Source organism: Humidisolicoccus flavus, assembly GCF_045689595.1.
Classification (GTDB): domain Bacteria; phylum Actinomycetota; class Actinomycetes; order Actinomycetales; family Microbacteriaceae; genus Humidisolicoccus; species Humidisolicoccus flavus.
Window position 1 is genome coordinate 1,565,850 of sequence record NZ_CP142724.1, and the last position, 18,706, is coordinate 1,584,555.

15 protein-coding genes and 2 tRNA genes are annotated in these 18,706 nt (G+C 63.3%); 5 read left to right on the plus strand and 12 right to left on the minus strand.

Annotation, left to right across the window (positions count from 1 at the left end):
* Positions 1–827 precede the first annotated feature (827 nt).
* The 4 genes from U2H20_RS07465 to U2H20_RS07480 all read right to left on the minus strand — a co-directional run bounded on the left by U2H20_RS07465 (position 828) and on the right by U2H20_RS07480 (position 3,265).
* Positions 828–1,541 (minus strand): DUF6994 family protein, encoded by a 714-nt coding sequence (locus tag U2H20_RS07465; RefSeq protein ID WP_430591667.1) that lies wholly within the window; start codon positions 1,539–1,541, stop codon positions 828–830.
* Between the two features lie 105 nt (positions 1,542–1,646).
* Positions 1,647–1,735 (minus strand) — tRNA-Ser (locus U2H20_RS07470).
* Positions 1,736–1,775: 40 nt separating this feature from the next.
* Positions 1,776–3,086 (minus strand): LCP family protein, encoded by a 1,311-nt coding sequence (locus U2H20_RS07475; RefSeq protein ID WP_430591668.1) that lies wholly within the window; start codon positions 3,084–3,086, stop codon positions 1,776–1,778.
* 94 nt (positions 3,087–3,180) lie between these two features.
* Positions 3,181–3,265 (minus strand) — tRNA-Ser (locus U2H20_RS07480).
* A 128-nt stretch (positions 3,266–3,393) separates the two neighbouring features.
* Here U2H20_RS07480 and U2H20_RS07485 point away from each other — a divergent pair.
* Entirely contained in the window at positions 3,394–4,008 is a 615-nt protein-coding gene (locus U2H20_RS07485; protein WP_430591669.1) for a DUF805 domain-containing protein, read from the plus strand.
* 35 nt (positions 4,009–4,043) lie between these two features.
* Here U2H20_RS07485 and U2H20_RS07490 read toward each other — a convergent pair whose 3' ends face one another.
* Both U2H20_RS07490 and serS read right to left on the minus strand, forming a co-directional pair.
* On the minus strand, positions 4,044–4,877 hold the full coding sequence (locus U2H20_RS07490) for an HAD-IIB family hydrolase (RefSeq protein WP_430591670.1): 834 nt from the start codon (positions 4,875–4,877) through the stop codon (positions 4,044–4,046).
* Complete coding sequence (gene serS / locus U2H20_RS07495; RefSeq protein WP_430591671.1) at positions 4,874–6,136, minus strand: serine--tRNA ligase; 1,263 nt, start codon at positions 6,134–6,136, stop codon at positions 4,874–4,876. Before serS ends, U2H20_RS07490 begins: the two co-directional genes overlap by 4 nt.
* A gap of 22 nt (positions 6,137–6,158) precedes the next feature.
* On the opposite strand from serS, the gene U2H20_RS07500 reads away from it, so the two are divergent.
* On the plus strand, positions 6,159–7,109 hold the full coding sequence (locus tag U2H20_RS07500; protein WP_430591672.1) for a diacylglycerol/lipid kinase family protein: 951 nt from the start codon (positions 6,159–6,161) through the stop codon (positions 7,107–7,109).
* 124 nt (positions 7,110–7,233) lie between these two features.
* Here the strand turns inward: U2H20_RS07500 and pheA are convergent, their stop codons facing one another.
* Positions 7,234–8,172 (minus strand): prephenate dehydratase, encoded by a 939-nt coding sequence (gene pheA, locus U2H20_RS07505; RefSeq protein WP_430591673.1) that lies wholly within the window; start codon positions 8,170–8,172, stop codon positions 7,234–7,236.
* Positions 8,173–8,236: 64 nt separating this feature from the next.
* On the opposite strand from pheA, the gene pgm reads away from it, so the two are divergent.
* Positions 8,237–9,880 (plus strand): phosphoglucomutase (alpha-D-glucose-1,6-bisphosphate-dependent), encoded by a 1,644-nt coding sequence (gene pgm / locus U2H20_RS07510; protein WP_430591674.1) that lies wholly within the window; start codon positions 8,237–8,239, stop codon positions 9,878–9,880.
* A gap of 2 nt (positions 9,881–9,882) precedes the next feature.
* On the opposite strand, the gene U2H20_RS07515 is transcribed toward pgm, so the two are convergent.
* The 5 genes from U2H20_RS07515 to glgX form a co-directional block, all read right to left on the minus strand.
* Complete coding sequence (locus U2H20_RS07515) at positions 9,883–10,212, minus strand: hypothetical protein (protein ID WP_430591675.1); 330 nt, start codon at positions 10,210–10,212, stop codon at positions 9,883–9,885.
* Positions 10,213–10,243: 31 nt separating this feature from the next.
* A complete protein-coding gene (locus U2H20_RS07520; protein ID WP_430591676.1) occupies positions 10,244–10,549 on the minus strand; it encodes a hypothetical protein in 306 nt (101 codons plus the stop codon).
* Between the two features lie 102 nt (positions 10,550–10,651).
* Positions 10,652–12,457 carry a malto-oligosyltrehalose trehalohydrolase gene (gene treZ, locus U2H20_RS07525; protein ID WP_430591677.1) on the minus strand — a complete coding sequence of 602 codons (1,806 nt, stop codon included), beginning with the start codon at positions 12,455–12,457 and terminating at the stop codon, positions 10,652–10,654.
* Positions 12,457–14,793 carry a malto-oligosyltrehalose synthase gene (gene treY, locus U2H20_RS07530; RefSeq protein WP_430591678.1) on the minus strand — a complete coding sequence of 779 codons (2,337 nt, stop codon included), beginning with the start codon at positions 14,791–14,793 and terminating at the stop codon, positions 12,457–12,459. The genes treZ and treY overlap by 1 nt, the downstream gene beginning before the upstream one ends.
* A gap of 2 nt (positions 14,794–14,795) precedes the next feature.
* The gene (gene glgX, locus U2H20_RS07535) at positions 14,796–16,970 is read right to left on the minus strand and encodes a glycogen debranching protein GlgX (protein WP_430593611.1); all 2,175 of its coding nucleotides are present in this window, start codon (positions 16,968–16,970) and stop codon (positions 14,796–14,798) included.
* Positions 16,971–17,071: 101 nt separating this feature from the next.
* Between glgX and U2H20_RS07540 the strand changes: the two genes are divergently transcribed.
* Together U2H20_RS07540 and U2H20_RS07545 are read left to right on the plus strand one after the other, a co-directional pair.
* On the plus strand, positions 17,072–17,980 hold the full coding sequence (locus U2H20_RS07540) for an EamA family transporter (protein WP_430591679.1): 909 nt from the start codon (positions 17,072–17,074) through the stop codon (positions 17,978–17,980).
* An 81-nt stretch (positions 17,981–18,061) separates the two neighbouring features.
* The gene (locus U2H20_RS07545; protein ID WP_430591680.1) at positions 18,062–18,706 is read left to right on the plus strand and encodes a hypothetical protein; all 645 of its coding nucleotides are present in this window, start codon (positions 18,062–18,064) and stop codon (positions 18,704–18,706) included.

Below are 18,706 nucleotides of genomic sequence, written 5' to 3' on the forward strand. Positions count from 1 at the left end.
AGCCCCGATAGGGCCGGGCTGGTGTGATGTTGTCAAGTTCGTCGATCTCGAACGATCCTTACCGTGGGAGGCCGAGCGCAGGATCTAAGTTGGACCCTCGAACGACCGCCACATCGCCCTGCTCTAACCGTTGGAGCGTGCGAGGGAACCGTGACCCGGGACGTCGCCCTGCTGGCCGCTCACGCTCCACCCGAGACCGCTCGATTTAGCCAGGGGCGCACGACGCAGCCGCAACTCCACCACCACCGGATTCAGCCTCGGCTGCCCCTTCGATCCCTGCACCACGAGTCCTTGAGCCTGCTAGAGCTGTTCGAGCTGCTCCACGTCGCGTTGCTGCGCCCGGGTCAGAGCGAGAAGCGCGAGTTCGCTCGTCGTACTCAAATCTTTCATGTCGTGCCGCTTCCAGCTGTCCGCGGATACCCACGATTTTCGACACGAACACCTCCACTGCGACACACGGCCTCAGTCACCAAAGGGGCGCCCTCTCAGTTGCGAAACACCAAAAGTGAGAGGAAGAGCAAGCACCATGAACAACTGCGTGTTCGCGAGCCAACTTGGGGGCAACAAATCATCCCCTCACCAATAGAAAGAAACTTCAGCTGGGCAAGAGGCGGGTTGCATTTGACACGTGACGAAGGATGCAATCTCGCGGTCACTTTTGGCTAGGGACTCCGCAGCCAGCGCACGATTCCTGTTCGAGGCCGTCCGCACACACACGACACACACCCTCAACGCACGAAAAAGCCCGAGCACTGGCGAACCAGGACTCGGGGCTTGTTGTCGAGTGGAGACGGAGGGATTTGAACCCTCGTTGCGGCCCGAAGAAATCACGCTCCTTCAGCCGACAGGTTCGCTCTGTCCCAAGCTTCTATCCGTCGGCCACGCGCCTCCACGAATTCGAGCATGTTGGCGCGATACCGCTCGTATTCGCCAAAGGTCCTCGGCAGTACATTTTGACCAAACTCCGTAAACGGAAAAAAGAAGCGGATTCGACTCGACTCGTCGACGAGATCCTCGAGGTGAAAGAACTCGACGTACTGTGTGAAGCTCCCGAAGAGCTTGAAGAAATCGGTGTACATCTTGAGCGTCTCCGACAGCGGTGTCTCGGCGCGGCCGTCATAGTGTCGTCGGATGCACTCAAGGGTGAGATCAATGCGGTCGCAAATGTGAGGATGCATCCCCCGGCGCTGGTTGATCGTCTGCCGTCCGTCGACCTTGTTGCCGGGAAAAACAATCGCTCCTCGAACGGTCATGCCTTCCCGATGGAAGTGTGCGTTGGATTCGAGGCCCATCTGCTCGTACAACGGTTTCAAGCGCCCTCGATTGGAGTTCACGATTGTGTCGGATGCGAGCAAAAATCGCTGCTCACCGATTTGTACAGGCAAATATGCCTTCGACTGATCATGGTCGATCCGAAGTTCTCTACCGTCCGGGAGCGACTTGACCCACAGACGCTCGTGATATTTACGCAGGGTCGCGCTGTAAAGATCGGGGTCTCTACCGCCCGCGTCGGATCTCGTATCGAAGTGGACGTTAATCATGGAGTGAGCCTAAGCGAAGGCCCGGGTGGGCACGCGCTTTACCGGTGAAGCCCAAAGAAAAAGCCCCGAGGGCTGGCGAACCAGGACTCGGGGCTTCTCATCGAGTGGAGACGGAGGGATTTGAACCCTCGGTCCCCGAAAGGGGACTCCACCTTAGCAGGGTGGTGCACTCGGCCGGACTATGCGACGTCTCCGTTGGCCAGACGGCCAGCGACAACTATAACAGGATGCGAATCAACCGCCGAACGGCACGATGCACGATTCCTGACTAGCGTCTTGCCCGGACACTCCATTGATGGGTGGCGGGGTTGGTGCGACTGAAGGATCTGGCACGTCGCTCGACTCTGTCGGGTCGACGACCGTGCCGTCATCTGGCGTTGATCCTTCAGGGGTTGCGGGGTCGACCGGGTCAACCGGAGCGGCTGGGTCGACCGGTGTTTCTTCGGTGTCGACGGGAGCCTCGGTCTCGATCAGTTCCGATCCGGTTCCCGTGGAATTGTCACCGAGGTTGAGCGGCTGATTGTTCTGAATGAGTTCGAACATCTCGGCCGCTGCGGCCTCGTTCGGGATCACACGCGGGCCGGCCGGCAGGGTCGGGAACTGCACGAACTGCATGGTTTCGAGCGGGATGTTCGCGAACACCTGCGCCATCGAGACCATGGTTCCGATGTCACTGAGGCTCGAGGACATCACCATGTTGTCGCGAGCGACCTGCGCGATCTGGAAGAGCCGCGCAACGTCGGTCAGCACCGCTTCCGACTGCAGCTTGCGAGCGAGTGAAGACATGAAGGCCTGCTGCGCGGCGATTCTGGAAAGGTCGCTGCCGTCGCCGATGCCGTGGCGAGAGCGCAAGAAAGCGAGCGCCTGGACGCCCTCCAGAGAGTGGGTTCCTGCGGAAGGAATGTCGAGTCCTGAATAGCGGTCGAGGATCGGCCCCGTTGTGCAGATGTCGACGCCACCGACCGCGGTCGACATGTTGATGACACCCGTGAAGGTGATCATCGCTGCGTAAGGAACCTCGAGCCCAGTGAGGTCTTCGACAACGGTCGCCACGCATTCGAGACCGCCACGTCCGAGCGCGGAATTGAACTGAACACCCCGACCAGGAGGCGCCCCGTTTGAGGTTGACGTTTCGGGACATGCCGGAAAGTCGACGAGCAGGTCGCGAGGCAGCGAAATGATGGTCGCGCTCTTGTGATCGCTCGACACGTGCACGAGCATCGTGACGTCATTGAGCGCGCCAGAACCATAATCGGCTTCGCCAAAGAGTTCGCCCTGACCCTCTCGTGAGTCGGAGCCGACGAGCAGGACGTTGAATCCGCCCTCATATTCGCCAAGGCCAGGAGGGGGAACGGAGCCGAGATCGACGGTCTCGATGTCGCTGGAGAACTGCAGCGCAGTGATCGCACCCGTTGCGAGCGTGGCGACCAGGACGCAGGAGAGGCCGATGGAGAGCCATTTGATGAACGAGCGAACTGGGTGACGACGTGCCAGTTTGCCGTGCCTCGGCGCGACTACCGGTGTTTCGTGTTCAGTGCTGCTCACGCGCAACTCCCCAAATGCATGCCTTCTCAACCGCGACTGCGATTGGAAATCATCGGTGACGATCTGATCGTGCAGATCGCCCCGATGACGTGCGCGGAGGGCGTGGGATTCGAACCCACGAGACATCTCTGCCCACTGGTTTTCAAGACCAGCTCCTTCGGCCGCTCGGACAGCCCCCCAGGTGCCTGCGACAACACAGACTCGGAAAGTCTACCCATGGCGCAAGAAACTTGAAATCCGCCGTAAGGATGAACCGATTCGGAGCCTTCGCGGAGAATGCCCAGGGGGCTCCGTTATCGTGCATCCTGTGACCTACGACCCGAACACTCCCCCGCCAGCCCAGTGGCCGAGCAGCGCCGGCACGTACGGGCAGCCGTATGAGCAGCCGTATCCGCAGTACGGGCACGTCGAGCAATACCCGCAGCAATACGGTGCTCCGGCGGCATTTGCTTCGACATACGGCCAGCAGTGGGGACCGCAATCGGTTGACCCGGACAAGCTCGCAATCTATGGCGCGAGCCTTGGTCAGGCGTGGAGCCGATTCTGGAAGAAGTACGTCACGTTCAGCGGGCGCGCGAGCCGCAGTGAATTCTGGTGGGGCGTTGCGATCGTGAACGTGCTCCTCTGGGGGCTGCTCATCGTGCTGTTCATCACCATGGGGATCACCGGGCTGCTCGGCTCGCAGATGTCCGGGGAGCGAATCGGGGTCCTCGTGCCCGTGATCATCCTGCTGCTGGTGTTCCCGCTGCTCACGATCGCGCTATTGCTGCCCTACTTTGCGCTCGCATCGCGAAGGCTGCACGATGCCGGGTACAGCGCGACGATGTTGTTCTTCGCCCTGATTCCAGGTGCCGGCGGGATCATCGTGATCGTGTTCTGCTCAATGCCGACCTCGCCGGTCGGCGACCGCTACAGCGCGTAGCGAGCAGAGGCTTCGAACGCTTCGCAGCGTCGGCGCTACTCGGCGAGCAGGCTTCGCAAGAACTGCGCTGCACCGTCTTCGTCGACCGTGCCGGTCGACCCGTTTGCAGCACTCCGCACTTCTTCTGGCGCCTGCCCCATGGCGATCGCTCGGCCTCCACCGTCGATTGCCCAGGTGAACATGTCGATGTCGTTGCGACCGTCGCCCATGACGACGACGCGGTCGCGAGGAACACCCAACCATTCGACGACTCGTGCGAGCCCGGTGGCCTTGTTGATGCCCTCGGGAGCGATGTCGAGCCACGAGGAGAAGCCGATCGCGTACGACACTTTTTTGAGCCCCATGGACTCCACGATCTTCAGGAAGTCGTCGAGTTCGTGGTCCGGGCTCATCACGACAACGCGAGTCGCAGGGACCTCCCAGAGCCGCTCGAACGGTACTTCGATCGCGTCGTTGAGGTTCCAGTCGATCATTCCGCGCGTGTAGCGGCGGAACCCCTCTGGGTCTTCCACCATGAAACGCCCTTCGGGCAGCTCGCTCGCAATCGTGCGGAGCACCTGCTCGGGGTTGAAGGTGTCGACGTGCACTCGATTCCAGCCGGCGCCGGCACGTTCCAGCACGATCGCGCCGTTCGCGCTGATCAGGTACGCGGGGTTGATGTCGAACTGTTCGGCGACCGAAGTCGTCATCGCCTCGCTTCGACCGGTCGCGAGCATGACGATGTGCCCCTCGGCTTCGACAGCGCGCACGGCATCGATGACCGCTTGGCTCACAGAACCGTCTTCGTGCAGGATCGTGCCGTCGATGTCGAGCGCGATGAAGAGTTTGTCCTCGGCAAGCGCCCTGCGGACTTCGGGGCGTTCGCTCATGCCACTGGCTCCAGAACGCTCACGCCGCCCATGTAGGGGCGCAGCGCCTCGGGAATGCGGACACTTCCGTCGGACTGCTGGTGCGTTTCGAGAATCGCGACGAGCCAACGAGTGGTCGCTGCCGTGCCGTTGAGCGTTGCGACTGGGGCAGTTTTGCCGGAATCCGTGCGGTAGCGGGTTCCGAGACGACGTGCCTGGAAGGTCGTGCAGTTCGACGTGGAAGTGAGCTCACGGTATTGCTGCTGACTCGGGACCCACGCCTCGATGTCGAACTTCCGTGCCGCGCTCGATCCGAGGTCACCGGCTGCAACATCGATGACGCGGTAGTCGAGTTCGCAGGCCTGCAGGAGACGCTCCTGAATCGCACGCAAGCGATCGTGCTCGGCTTCTGCCTCTTCTGGCTTGACGTAGGAGAACATCTCGAGCTTGTTGAACTGGTGCACGCGCAGAATGCCGCGGGTGTCCTTGCCGTGACTTCCGGCCTCACGCCGGTAGCAGGTCGACCATCCTGCGTATCGCTTCGGGTCGGTGACGTCGATGATCTCATCGGCATGAAGTCCTGCGAGCGCGACTTCGCTCGTGCCCGTGAGGTAGAGGTCGTCGGCGGGAAGGTAGTAGACCTCGTCGGCGTGCTCACCGAGGAATCCGGTGCCGCGCATGATCTCCGGGCGCACGAGCGTCGGCGTGACGAGCGGCGTGAACCCGTGCTCGCTGACCGCGTCGAGTCCGAGCAGCATGATCGCGAGCTCGAGTCGCATGCCGGCGCCGGTGAGGTAGTAGAAGCGGCTTCCCGAGACCTTCGCACCGCGCGCGATGTCGAAGATGGAGAGCGTCTCACCCAGTTCGACGTGATCCTTCGGCTCGAAGTCGAATACCGAGTGGTCGCCATGGGTGCGGAGGGTCGTGAAGTTCTCTTCGCCACCGGCGGGCACGTCGTGGTGCACGATGTTCGCGACGGCGCCCATTGCGCGCTCGAATTCGGCCTCGGCCTCAGAGGACGCGGCGGAGGCGTCTTTCACGCCCTGGGCGAGCAACTTCGCGGCCTGCACCTTCGCGGCCTTCTCTTCCTTGGGTGCCTTCGCGATCTCATCGGAGGCGAGCTTCTGCTCGGCACGGAGGGTTTCGAAGGCGCCAATGGCGGCTCGGCGAGCGCGATCGGCCTCGATTGCGATGTCGACGGCTTCGACCGAGTCTCCTCGGGCCTCCTGACTTGCGCGAACTTGCTCAGGGTTTTCTCGAAGAATCTGTGGGTCAATCACGCAAGTAGTCTACGGTGGAGCCGTGCAAGCAGCCGTCGTCTTCAATCCAGTCAAATCCGATCAGCGTGCCCTTGAACGAGCGGTTGCTGCTTCGGCGCCAGCCGACTGGGAAGAGACCCTCTGGTTCGAGACCGCAGCAGATGACTCCGGAAAGCAGGCGATCCTTGACGCTCTCGCTGCCGAGGTCGACGTCATTCTCGTCTCCGGCGGCGACGGAACGGTCCGCATCGCGGCGAGTTTGATCGCTCGCACGAACGTGCCGCTGACGATCATTCCTGCGGGAACCGGCAATCTGCTCGCGCGGAACCTCGGTGTCGATCTCGTCTGGTTGAAGCAGGCTGTGCAGACGGCGTTCACCGGAAAAGACCGCACGATTGATCTCGCGAAGATCGAGGTCGAACTCGAAGACGGCTCGCGCTCGAACCATGGCTTCGCGGTCATCGCCGGATTCGGTCTCGACGCCGCGATGATCGAGCAGACCGACGAGGACTTGAAGAAGAAGGTCGGCTGGCTCGCCTACGTGCAGGCAATTCAGAAGGCTTTCACGAGGCTCGACAGCGTGTCGCTCAGTATCAAGGTCGATGGGGCGACGAACCGCCGGATCCGGGTCAATACCCTCATGCTCGGCAACTGCGGTCTCCTGCAGGGCAACATGCGCGTGCTCCCGGACGCCCGCCTCGACGACGGCAAGCTCGACGTCGCGATGCTGCATGCGAAGAATCTTCGCGGCTGGCTGCAGGTGCTGCGCTACGTGATCGACAACAGTCTGCTGTTCCGCCGCGAGCTCCGTCGCCGCGGACTCATGAAACCGCCGAAGTCGATTCCGACGCTCGGTTACTTCCAATGCAAGAGCGTTGACGCGCGCTTGAGCGAGCCTCGCCCGCTGCAGCTCGATGGCGACGTCATCGGCGACATCGTCGCGTTCCGACTCACTGTCGACCCTGACGCGCTCCTCGTGCGCGTGCACGCCTAGCGCGAATTGTTCCGCGCCCGGATCAATCCGAGCCCGAATTACACAGAGCCTGAATCACACAGAGCCTGAACCAGTCCGAGCCCGAACCAGGCCGAGCCCGAATCAAGCCGGGTGGGGAACGCTCCTACTGCGCTTCTGGCTCACCACTGACGATGCCACGCAACCAGTCGCGCGCCTCGACGAAGGAGTCGTCGGAGTAGCGCGTACCGATGGCCGTGCGCTCTTCATCGGCGCGAGCGTAGGAGCCCAGGAACACGAGCCTCGGGCTGAAACGTTTGAGTCCGAGGAGCGCATCCGCGACCCGTTCTTCGCTCGCGTGCCCCTCGCAGTCGATGACGAAGCGGTAGCGACCGAGCTTGTCACCAATAGGTCGCGACTGAATCAGCGACAGGTTGACGCCACGGGTTGCGAACTGTTCGAGCATGTCGAGCAGTGTTCCCGGTCGGTCAGCCGGCAGATCGACGATGACGCTCGTCTTGTCCGCGCCGGTCGGTTCGGGCAGCGGGCCGGGTCGACCGACGAGCACGAAGCGGGTCACGGCATCCGCGTTGTCACCGATGTCGCGCGCCAGGATCTCGAGACCAGCCGCCTCCGCGACCGCTGGCAACGAGAGCGCCGCGTGCGCGGGGGTCTCAGCCAGGGTCTGTGCTGCAGCGACGTTGGAGCCCGCGGGAAGGTGGCTGTGTGCGGGCAGGTGCGCACCGAGCCAGTTGAGGCACTGTGCGTATGCGACCGGGTGCGCCGAGATCAACGAGATGTCGTCGAGCGAGGTGCCTGGAGCCGCAACGAGCGAGAAGTTCACGTGCACGAGGTGCTCGCTCAAGATCCGGAGCCCGGGCGTGCGTGCGAGCGCATCCTGCGCTGCCGTGACGCCGCCCTCCACGCTGTTCTCAATTGCGATCATTGCCGCGTCGGCCTCGCCTGCGACGACGGTGCGGAGCGCTTCAGCGACATTCGCGACCGGGAATCGACGCGCGCCTCTTGCGCTGGGGACCATGTCGAGCGCCTGCTCGGTGAAGGTCCCGGCCGGGCCGAGGTAGCTGAAAACTTGCTCTGAACTCACGACACCAGCGTAGTTATTCTCAGAACGATTCCCGCGCAGGGGGACAAAGTGCGACACTTACAGCATGAATTCGCGCGCAGGCTCCGTTGCCGAGCCCAAGGACCTCATTGATGTCGCAGCTCTCGAAGCGGCGTATTTCGAACTGAAGCCGGATGTCTCGATCGCAGAGCAGCGCGTCGCGTTCGGCACGTCCGGGCACCGCGGTTCCGCGTTCGACACGAGCTTCAATGAGGACCACATCCTCGCGATCACCCAGGCGATCGTCGAATACCGGGCACAGCAGGGCATCACCGGCCCCCTCTACATGGGCCGAGACACCCACGCCCTCTCGCTGCCCGCAGAACGATCCGCGCTGGAAGTGCTCGTCGCCAACGGCGTTCGAGTCTTCGTCGATTCCCGCGGCAGCGTCACACCGACGCCTGCGGTCTCCCGCGCGATCATCGAATACAACGCCGCTGACCACGAGGACTCGGCCGACGGGATCGTCGTGACACCGAGCCACAACCCGCCTCGTGACGGCGGGTTCAAATACAACCCTCCTCATGGCGGGCCCGCGGACTCAGACGCGACCTCCTGGATCGCGAATCGCGCGAACGAACTCATCGAAGGCAACCTCGAATGCGTGCAGCGCGTGCAAACGCTCGGCTCCAGTGACGACAACGTCGGGCTCTTCGACTTCCGCGAAGCGTACGTGGCAGGGCTCGGCAATGTGATCGACTTCGATTCGATTCGTGGAGCAGGGCTCCACATCGGTGCGGACCCGCTCGGTGGCGCGGCCGTCGACTATTACCCGCTGATCGCGGAGCGCTACGACATCGACCTCACGGTCACGAACCCCATCGTCGACCCGCAGTGGGCGTTCATGACGCTCGACTGGGACGAGAAGATCCGGATGGACTGCTCGAGCCCGTCTGCAATGGCGAGCGTGCTCGCCCGAAAAGACGAGTTCCACATCCTGACGGGCAACGACGCCGACGCCGACCGCCACGGGATCGTCACCCCGGACGGCGGGCTCATGAACCCCAACCACTTCTTGGCAGTCGCGATCCACTATCTGTACACGCACCGCACCAACTGGCGTGCGGATGCCGCAATCGGCAAGACCCTCGTGTCGAGTTCCATGGTCGACCGGGTCGCCGAGCACCTGGGCCGCACGCTCTGGGAAGTTCCAGTCGGATTCAAATGGTTCGTCCCCGGGCTCGTTGACGGAAGCGTCGGATTCGGCGGCGAAGAAAGCGCCGGCGCCTCATTCCTGCAGAAGGACGGCACGGTCTGGAGCACCGACAAGGACGGCCTCCTGCTCTGCCTGCTGGCGAGCGAGATCCTCGCGGTCACAGGAAAGAGCCCGAGCGCGCTCTACGCAGAGCTGACCGCACAGTTCGGAGCTCCCGTCTACGAGCGCGTCGACGCCGCCGCCACGAAGGCGCAGAAGGCAGCACTCGGGAAGTTGGACGGCGACGCAATCGAGGCGACCACGCTCGCGGGCGACCCGATCACGGCGAAGCTCACCACCGCTCCGGGAAACGGTGCAGCGATTGGCGGCCTGAAGGTCGTGACCGAGCACGCCTGGTTTGCCGCGCGACCCTCCGGCACGGAAGACGTGTACAAGATCTACGCGGAATCGTTCAAGGGCGAAGCGCACTTGCGCCAGGTGCAGGAGGAAGCGAAAGCGATCGTCGACGCTGCGCTCGCAGGCGCGAACGGCTGAGGCTACGGGCGCGTTTCCTCTGTCGGGTCGGCGGAGGATCCCTGAGTGCTCTGTGCGCGCAGGAGGATGTCGAGCTGACGCTGGGCGATGCCGCGAACACCGTCGAGAATCAGTGCCGCGAGCAGGCTCACGCCTCCGACGAGCAGCAGGAGCGAAGCAATTCGCGTCTGCAACAACTCGGGAGAGAACGACTGCGACCTCGTACCGAGCAGCAGGAAACTGCCGATAAACAGAGCGGCGATGCCGACGCCGAGAAGCAAGATCGCCACCGCCGGCAAGCGGATTTCCGTCGAGCGTTGATCAGTTGCGGATTGGTCACCAGGATTCGTCATGTGTGCAGCATAAGTCTGCGCAACTGAAACTTCACTGCACGCACTGCCAAACGAATGGGCCGGAATCGTCGGCGCGCAGCCAGCTCAGTTGAATTCGTGTCGTGTTCTCCCAGTTCGCACCGCGAACCCGGACCTGGATTTGGTCGCCCGGCTCCATTGAACCCGGGCTCACCGGGGTCATCATGCCGACGCCGATGAGGTCGACCCGAACCCAATTGAGGCGTTCCTCGCTCACGTTCTCGATGAGCGCGGTCGTGCCGTCTTCGAGGAATTTCGCGCGAAACGGCACCGAATAGGCGATGGCTTCGGGCGCAAAGGAACGCGAGTACTGACGCATTCGCTCACTGTAGGGCGAAACGAACAACGGCGGGCAAGCTTTCTCTCGGCTGCGGAAAACTCGATCGAGAATTCTGCATGCAGAGAATCGCCCCCGCGAGGATCACTCGTGCGAAAGCACGACCCCTGCGCCCGCGGGAAGCAGCGCACCATACGGCTCGGCAGTGCCACGCAGTCCGCTCACCGTTTCGAACTCGACCTGCTCGGAGGCGTCGATTTCGAGCGCAGGCACGGCCCATTCGCTCCCACCGAAGTTCACGAGCAGACGGACTCGCCCTCGACGGAGTTCGAGGGTCCGGGCCTCTTCATCGACGGTGACGAGGTTCGCCGAGTAGCTCGGGTCGGTGAACTCGGGACAGGCGGCACGAAGGGCAGCGAGCGATTGGTACGTTCGCAAGAGCACCGCGTGATCGCCTTCGCTGCGCTCGTTCCAGTCGAGCTTCGAACGCTGGAACGTGGCCGGGTCCTGTGGATCGGGCACGGCGCTCTCATCCCAACCCATTCGGGCGAACTCCGCGATGCGACCCTTGGCGGTCGCTTCGGCGAGCTCGGGCTCAGGGTGTGAGGTGAAGAACTGGAACGGCGTCGATGCGCCCCACTCTTCTCCCTGGAAAAGCATCGGGGTGAACGGGCCGAGGAGCGTCAGGAGCGCGGCGAGCTGCAACTGCTCGGTCGAAAGCGAGGCGCTCAGACGGTCTCCGACAGCTCGGTTCCCGATCTGATCGTGGTTCTGATTCGCGACGACGAGCCGCCAGGTCGGGCTGGTCTCCAGATCGATTGGCGCACCGTGGTCCCGTTCGCGGAACGAGGAGTACGTGCCGTCATGGAAGAAGCCACGTTCGAGGACTTTGCCGAGCGCCGAGAGCGGTTCGAAATCGGCGTAGTACCCCGTGGTCTCGCCGGTGAGCGCGACGTGGACAGCGTGGTGGAAGTCGTCGCTCCACTGCGCGTGCAGGCCGTAGCCGGAAGCCTCGCGCGGCGTGATGAGCTTCGGATCATTGAGATCTGATTCTGCGATGAGCGTGAGCGGGCGCCCGAGATGCGCGCTCAATCGCTCGGTCTCGATCGTGAGCTCTTCGAGAATGTGCAGATCCGAGTGGTCGATGAGAGCGTGCACCGCGTCGAGGCGCAAACCGTCGACGTGGTAATCACCGAGGAACATCAGGGCGGCATCGATGATGAACGCGCGCACCTCCTCGGAGCCCGGACCGTCAAGATTGATGTTCGCACCCCAGGTGTTCGAGTGCTCGGAAAGGTACGGTCCGAAATTCGGTAGGTAGTTTCCGGACGGGCCGAGGTGGTTGAACACGACGTCCTGGATCACGGCGAGGCCATGGGCATGGGCTGCGTCGACGAACTGCTGGTACGCCTCTGGTCCGCCGTATCCTTCGTGCACCGCATGCCAGAGCACGCCGTCGTAGCCCCAGTTCCATTCGCCGTTGAACGCGTTGACAGGCATGAGTTCGACGTGGGTCACCCCGAGTTCTGCCAGATACGCGAGTCGCTCAGTCGCTGCGGCGAGCGTGCCCTCTGGAGTGAACGTGCCGAGATGCAGTTCGTAGATCACGCCGCCAGAAAGTTGCCGACCCGTCCAGGACTGATCGGTCCAGGCAAAGGCGGAAGGATCGAACAGGCTCGTTAATCCGTGCACGCCCTTGCGCTGCCGAAGCGAGCGGGGGTCGGGCAGCGGCGTCGTCGCATCGTCGAGCAGGAAGCCGTACTCCGTCTCGAGCGAGACCTGTTCGGATTCCGATTCCGGGAGCGCCCACCAGCCCTCTCCGATCGCCGCGAGCGGGAGCACTCGGGCGCCCTCCCCTGCGGCACCGAGCGGTGCAAGGTGAACGCTCACACGCTGCGCCTCAGGCGCCCACACGGGGAAACGGTTCGCGGCAATCGCGGGAGCAGCCATCAGCGTTCCTCAACTCGTTCGAGCAGTGCGACCGGGAACAGTCGCAGCAATTCGGTCATCGGCACGCTGCCGCTTTCATACGCGGAGCCCGAGAGCACGCAACGCCAGTGGCCCTCCGGGAGCGAAATGCTCGTGTCGCCCCAGCCACCCTCGCGGGCGAGCGAAATCGGCTCGCGAGTGACAACCGTGACCGCGCCGCCGCGATCGAAGGCGACAACGTGCGTCCCTTGCTCTCCACGCGCGAGGATCGGGTCGTAGCGGGAGAAGAACTCGGGCTTCCGCTGCCGCAACTGCAGTGCCTCGTTGACGATGTGCAACTTCGCGAGCGCACCCTCTGAGAACACCGGGCGCTCCTCGGATTCGAGGCGCTCGAGCTTCGCAGCGAGCTCGGCGAAGTCGATCGGGCGACGGTTGTCGGGATCCACGAGGCTCTGCTCCCAGAGTTCGCTGCCCTGGTAGACGTCAGGAACACCCGGGATCGTGAGGTTGAGGAGCTTCGCGGAGAGCGCGTTCGAGCGCCAACCCTCGTCAACAAAGGCGACGAAGTCTTCAATGAGCTTGCGAGCATCAGGAATGTCGAAGACCGAATCGATCAGGCCGTGCAGCGCTGCTTCGTACTCTTCGTTCGGTGCGGTCCACTGCGTGCTCGTGCTCGCCTCACGCGAGGCCTTCTCGGCGTAGGCGAGGAGGCGGTCGCGGCTCGCGGGCCACGCGCCGACAACAGCCTGCAGCATGAGGTTCGAGAACTCGCGGTCCTGGAGCGGTGCGAAGACCATGAGCCGGTCGAGCATGCCCTCCCAGGTCTCCGGCACTTCGGAGATCGTCGTGATTCGAGCACGGACGTCCTCGCCGCGCTTCGTGTCGTGGGTCGAAAGCGCGTTCATCGCGTTCGGCCATTCACGTTGGCGGTGCGCCATCGCGGAGTGGAAGTCGACGGTGTCCAGGGAGAACTCGCTCGGGTCGCCGCCGACCTCGTTGAGACTTGTGAGTCGGGCGTAACGATAGAAGGCGGTGTCTTCAACACCCTTCGCCATCACCATGCCACTCGTCTGCTGGAATCGGACCGCGGCCGCATGCTTCGGGTTCGCCAGCAGCGGGACGAGGTCTTCAATCGCGTCCGCCAGATCCGGCCGCCACTGTTTCGCAAGCTTTGCGGCATCGCCCAGGTCGTCTCGACCGAGCGGCAAATACGAGCGATACACGGGGAAGCAGGCAAGCAACTCGGCGATCGCGTCGGCGCTCTGCTCTGGGACGAAACCCCGTTGCTGTTGCAGATCGCGGTCGATCCGGAGCACTTCGCTCCGCAGAATCGTGTCTGCGATCGTCCGCTTCGTGCCGTGGATCATCGCGGCCCAGTCGAGTGGTTCTTCGGCGCCGCGGAGCTTCATCGAAAGCGCTTCGAGCGGCTCCTTGCCCTTCTTCGCGGTCAGTACCCGGTCGATGGCGCCGAGCGAATCGTAGCCTGTGGTGCCGGCGGTGGCCCATTGCTCGGCGAGTTCTTCTCCGGGCTCCAGGATCTTCTCGACCAGGACATATGCGTTGTTCGTCAGTTTCGCGAGGTCGCGCAAGTATCCCTGCGGGTCGGCGAGACCATCCGGGTGATCGACCCGCAATCCGTCGACGAGTCCTTCTGCGAACCAACGGCGGATCTCAGCGTGCGATGCCTCGAACACCACTGGGTCTTCGACACGGATCGCGGCGAGCGTGGAAACTGCGAAGAATCGGCGGTAGTTGAGCCCCGCGTCTGCCTCTTTCCAGTGTGCGAGCCGGTAGTGCTGCGCGGCGAGCGCCTCATTCGCGTCGGTGAACTGCTCACTTCCAGGCGCGAGCGGGTAGCGATTGTCGTGATACCAGAGCTCACCCTTCTCGAGCCTCAGGTTTGCAACGGCGCCATCGTCCCGCACGTCGTCATCGCCGAGCACGGGGATCACGAGCTTGCCCGCACCTGCAGCCCAATCGATGTCGAAGCAGCGCGCGAACTGCGAATCCTGGCCGTGGCGGAGCACATCCCACCACCAGCCGTTCTCACGTGGCGACTGCACGCCCACGTGATTCGGCACGATGTCGACCAGGACTCCCATTCCGAGCCTGCGCGCCTCAGTCGACAATGCGAGCAGCCCGTCTGCCCCGCCTCGCTCCTCGTCGATCGAACCGTGGTCGACGACGTCGTATCCGTGGCTCGATCCGCGTGTTGCCTGCAGAATCGGCGACAAGTACACCCAGTCGATACCGAGTCGGCGCAGCTGCGGCAGCACCGCGGCCGCGTCGTGCAGCGTGAAGTCCTTCGAGAGCTGCAAGCGGTACGTGCTCTGCGGAGTCTGAGTCGGGGCAGCCATCGTTACTCCTCTTTGTGCTGTGCGGTTGCAGCGGCAATCGATGCGGCGACGGAACCGTCCGGTGCGACGGGCGCGTCACGATGCGCGCACAACAACACGATGGTGCGGCTCTGCAACTGTGCGGTCTCACCAGCGTGCAGCGTCGTGCCCTCTTCGAGCGCGCCCGCGGTGTCGAACTTCACGTCCCACGCTGGCGCGTACTCGTCCGGTGGCAGCGTGAAATCGATCGCGTCCTCACTGGCGTTGAAGTACAGGATGAAGTGCTCGTCGGTGATGCGGTTGCCACGAGCATCCTTGCCTTCGATCCCGTCACCGTTGAGGTACATGGCCATCGCGGGCTGCGAAGCCTCGTCCCAATCGTGCGACTCCATCGGCTCGCCCCCGAGGGTCAGCCAAACGATGTCGTTGAGGCGGGCACCGTCGCTCGTACGAACGGTGTTCCCCGTGAAGAAGCGCTTGCGGCGGAACGTCGGGTGCTTGTGGCGCAATTCTGCGACCGCAGCGGTGAACTCGACGAGCGGCTCGTCGGCGTTGTCCCAGTCGATCCAGGAGATCTCGCTGTCCTGCGCGTACGTGTTGTTGTTGCCGTCCTGCGTGCGCCCGAGTTCATCGCCGTGCAGCAGCATCGGCACACCCTGGCTCAGCAGGAGGGTCGCGATGAAGTTGCGTTGCTGACGCGCACGCGTTTCGAGCACGGTCTGATCGTCTGTCGTGCCCTCGACGCCGTAGTTGTAGGAGCGGTTGTGGCTTTCGCCGTCGTTCCCGTCTTCACCGTTGGCGTCGTTGTGCTTCTCGTTGTACGAGACGAGATCGCGCATGGTGAAGCCGTCGTGCGCGGTGACGAAGTTGATGCTCGCGACCGGGCGGCGGCCCGAATGCTCGTACATGTCGGCGCTGCCGGCGATACGGCTCGCGAAGTCTCCGAGCACGTTCGGTTCCCCGCGCCAGAAGTCGCGGACGGTGTCACGGTACTTGCCGTTCCACTCGGTCCACTGGGGTGGGAAGTTGCCGACCTGGTAGCCGCCGGGGCCGACATCCCAAGGCTCGGCGATGAGCTTGACCTGGCTGACCACCGGGTCCTGCTGCACGAGCTCGAAGAAGGTCGAGAGGCGGTCGACGTCGTAGAACTCGCGGGCGAGCGCGCTCGCGAGGTCGAAGCGGAACCCGTCGACGTGCATCTCGGTCACCCAGTAGCGCAGCGAATCCATGATGAGCTGGAGCGAGTGCGGGTGGCGGACGTTGAGCGAGTTCCCGGTCCCCGTGTAGTCCATGTAGTGCTGCAGGTCGTCTTCGACGAGGCGGTAATACGCGCCGTTGTCGATGCCCTTCAGACTGAGCGTCGGGCCGAGGTGGTTGCCTTCGGCGGTGTGGTTGTAGACGACATCGAGAATGACCTCGATCCCCTCGGCGTGCAGTGCCTTGACCATGCCCTTGAATTCCTGCACCTGCTGGCCGAGACCCGAGGCCGAGTAGTCGGCGTGCGGCGCGAAGAACCCGATTGTGTTGTAGCCCCAGTAATTGCGGAGGCCCTTTTCTTCGAGCGTGGAGTCGTGCACGAACTGGTGCACCGGCATGAGCTCGATTGCGGTGACACCGAGTCGTTTCAAGTGTTCGATGATCGCGGGGTGCGCGATAGCGGCGTACGTGCCGCGCATGTCCTCCGGGATCTCCGGGTGCGTGTACGTGAGCCCCTTCACGTGCGCTTCATAAATGAAGGACTCGTTGTACGGGGTCTTCGGGGCGCGGTCGCCGGCCCAGTCGAAGAACGGGTTGATGACGACGCCGTGCATCATGCTCGACGCACTGTCTTCGTCGTTCCGCGACAGCGGTTCGCCGAAGTTGTAGGAGAACAGTGACTGGCCCCATTTGATCTCCCCCGCCGTTGCCTTTGCGTACGGGTCGAGCAGGAGCTTGTTGGGGTTGCAGCGTTGGCCCGTCTCGGGGTCGTACTCGCCGTGCACGCGGTAGCCGTAGCGCTGCCCTGGTTGCACATGCGGGACGTAGCCGTGCCACACGAAGGCGTCGACCTCATGGAGCTCGACGCGCGACTCATTGCCCTGGTCGTCGAACAAACACAGTTCGACTTTCTCGGCGGCTTCGGTGAAGATGGCGAAGTTTGTTCCGTTACCGTCGAACGTTGCACCTAAGGGGTACGCGCTGCCGGGCCACACTTCAATCGATGGGGACGTTCTCTCAAGAGTCACAAGGTTCAGTCTAGAAGCGCGACTGTTTCTTTCGTATATCCAAATCACCCCAGTATTCCGCGTAAATTGGCAGGGTGCACCGCTCCTCACCTTCCGCGCAGAGCACCCTCGTCGGGATCTCATTCGTCGTCCTCGCGATTTGTTCCGTGCAGTTCGGAGCATCGATCGCGAAAACGTTGTTCTCAGAAATGTCCCCCGCCGGGATCACGTTCTTGCGCTTGACGATCGCGACCCTGTTGTTGCTGCTCATCGCTCGACCAAAGATTCGCGGCATGCGGTGGCCCGCCTGGCGAGCAGTCATTCTGCTCGGCGTCTCGCTCGGCAGCATGAACCTGCTGTACTACCTCTCGCTCGACCGCATTCCGCTCGGCGTTGCCGTCACGCTCGAACTCCTCGGGCCGCTGATCCTGGCGGGCGCGCAAACTCGGCGCGCGCTCGACTGGTTGTGGGTCGCGCTCGGCACGATCGGCATCGGGCTGATCGGAATCCAGTCGATCAGCGGAACACTCGACCCCCTCGGCATCGTCCTCGCGCTCCTCGCAGGAGGTTGCTGGGCGGCCTACATCGTGTGCTCGCAGCGAGTCGGCCAGCACACCGAGGGCGTTGGCGGGCTCGTGCTCGCAATGGCCGTGGCAGCGGTTGTCGTCGCACCGTTCGGTGTCGCGCCCGCGACCACCGGCCTGATCGAGAACCCCTCCCTGCTGCTCCCGATCGCGCTCGTCGCGTTACTCTCCAGCGCGGTTGCCTATGCGCTCGAACTGCTCGCGCTTCGCAGAATTCAGACTCGCGTGTTCGGAGTGCTGATGAGTGCGGAACCCGCAGCCGCCGGGCTCTTCGGATTCCTGGTCCTGCATGAAGCACTCGCTCCCCTTGAGCTGATCGCGATCATCATCGTTATCGTCGCCAGTTCGGGTGTTGCTGCAACTGCAGCACGGAACACCAACCGAAACACCCCCACCGGGACGATTCCACTCGCCAACTAAGACCTTGCCCAACAGCGCGCGGTCGCGTCTGCGCGCAATTTCTCCGCGCATTTGTCCAGGGAATCGTGCCACGATTACAGCATGACGACGCCACCCACGCAGCCTGAAGGTCCCTGGGACGCACGCGCGCACGGCAACCCGAACGGTGCGCAATTCGGCCAGCCCGGGCAACCTCCGTACCCTGGCCAGTTCGGTGAGGCAGGCCCCTCAGGCCCGCCCGCCCAGTTCGGACAGCCAGCACAGTTCGGGCAGCCAACTCAGTTCGGGCAGCCCACCCAGTTCGGGCAGCCAACGCAGTTCGGGCAGCCAACGCAGTTCTGGCAGCCAACGCAGTTCGGGCAGCCAGCACAGTTCGGGCAGCAGAACCCCGGTGCCCCTGGCCAGTACGGAGCTGACTCCGTCACTGCACCACCCTCGCGTTTTCAGTTCTCCGCTGCGCAGGCCCAGTCGCTGCAGGGCACCGCTCGCACCTCGAAGATGTCGTTCTGGTGGGGGCTTTCGGCCTTTATCGTCTCGTTCATCCCGTTCTTGAGCCTGTTCGGCATCATCGGAGTGATCTTCGGGTTCCAGTTCGGCATCGCGTCACGACTGCAGAAGCAGCCGGGGAAGGCGTGGGCCATTTGGGGCATCGTCCTCGCCGCGCTCTCGATCGTCAACGGCATCATCATGTTCTTCGTGTGGTCGGGCGTCTTCATCTTCGGAGTCGCGAGCACCATTCCGACGTAA

Bases quoted from the DNA above. Each gene is read 5' to 3' on its own strand.
- pgm (WP_430591674.1), top strand. From the start codon at position 8,237: ATGAATTCGCGCGCAGGCTCCGTTGCCGAGCCCAAGGACCTCATTGAT.
- U2H20_RS07465 (WP_430591667.1), bottom strand. From the start codon at position 1,541: ATGATTAACGTCCACTTCGATACGAGATCCGACGCGGGCGGTAGAGAC.
- treY (WP_430591678.1), bottom strand. From the start codon at position 14,793: ATGGCTGCCCCGACTCAGACTCCGCAGAGCACGTACCGCTTGCAGCTC.
- treZ (WP_430591677.1), bottom strand. From the start codon at position 12,457: ATGGCTGCTCCCGCGATTGCCGCGAACCGTTTCCCCGTGTGGGCGCCT.
- U2H20_RS07490 (WP_430591670.1), bottom strand. From the start codon at position 4,877: ATGAGCGAACGCCCCGAAGTCCGCAGGGCGCTTGCCGAGGACAAACTC.
- U2H20_RS07520 (WP_430591676.1), bottom strand. From the start codon at position 10,549: ATGCGTCAGTACTCGCGTTCCTTTGCGCCCGAAGCCATCGCCTATTCG.
- U2H20_RS07545 (WP_430591680.1), top strand. From the start codon at position 18,062: ATGACGACGCCACCCACGCAGCCTGAAGGTCCCTGGGACGCACGCGCG.
- U2H20_RS07515 (WP_430591675.1), bottom strand. From the start codon at position 10,212: ATGACGAATCCTGGTGACCAATCCGCAACTGATCAACGCTCGACGGAA.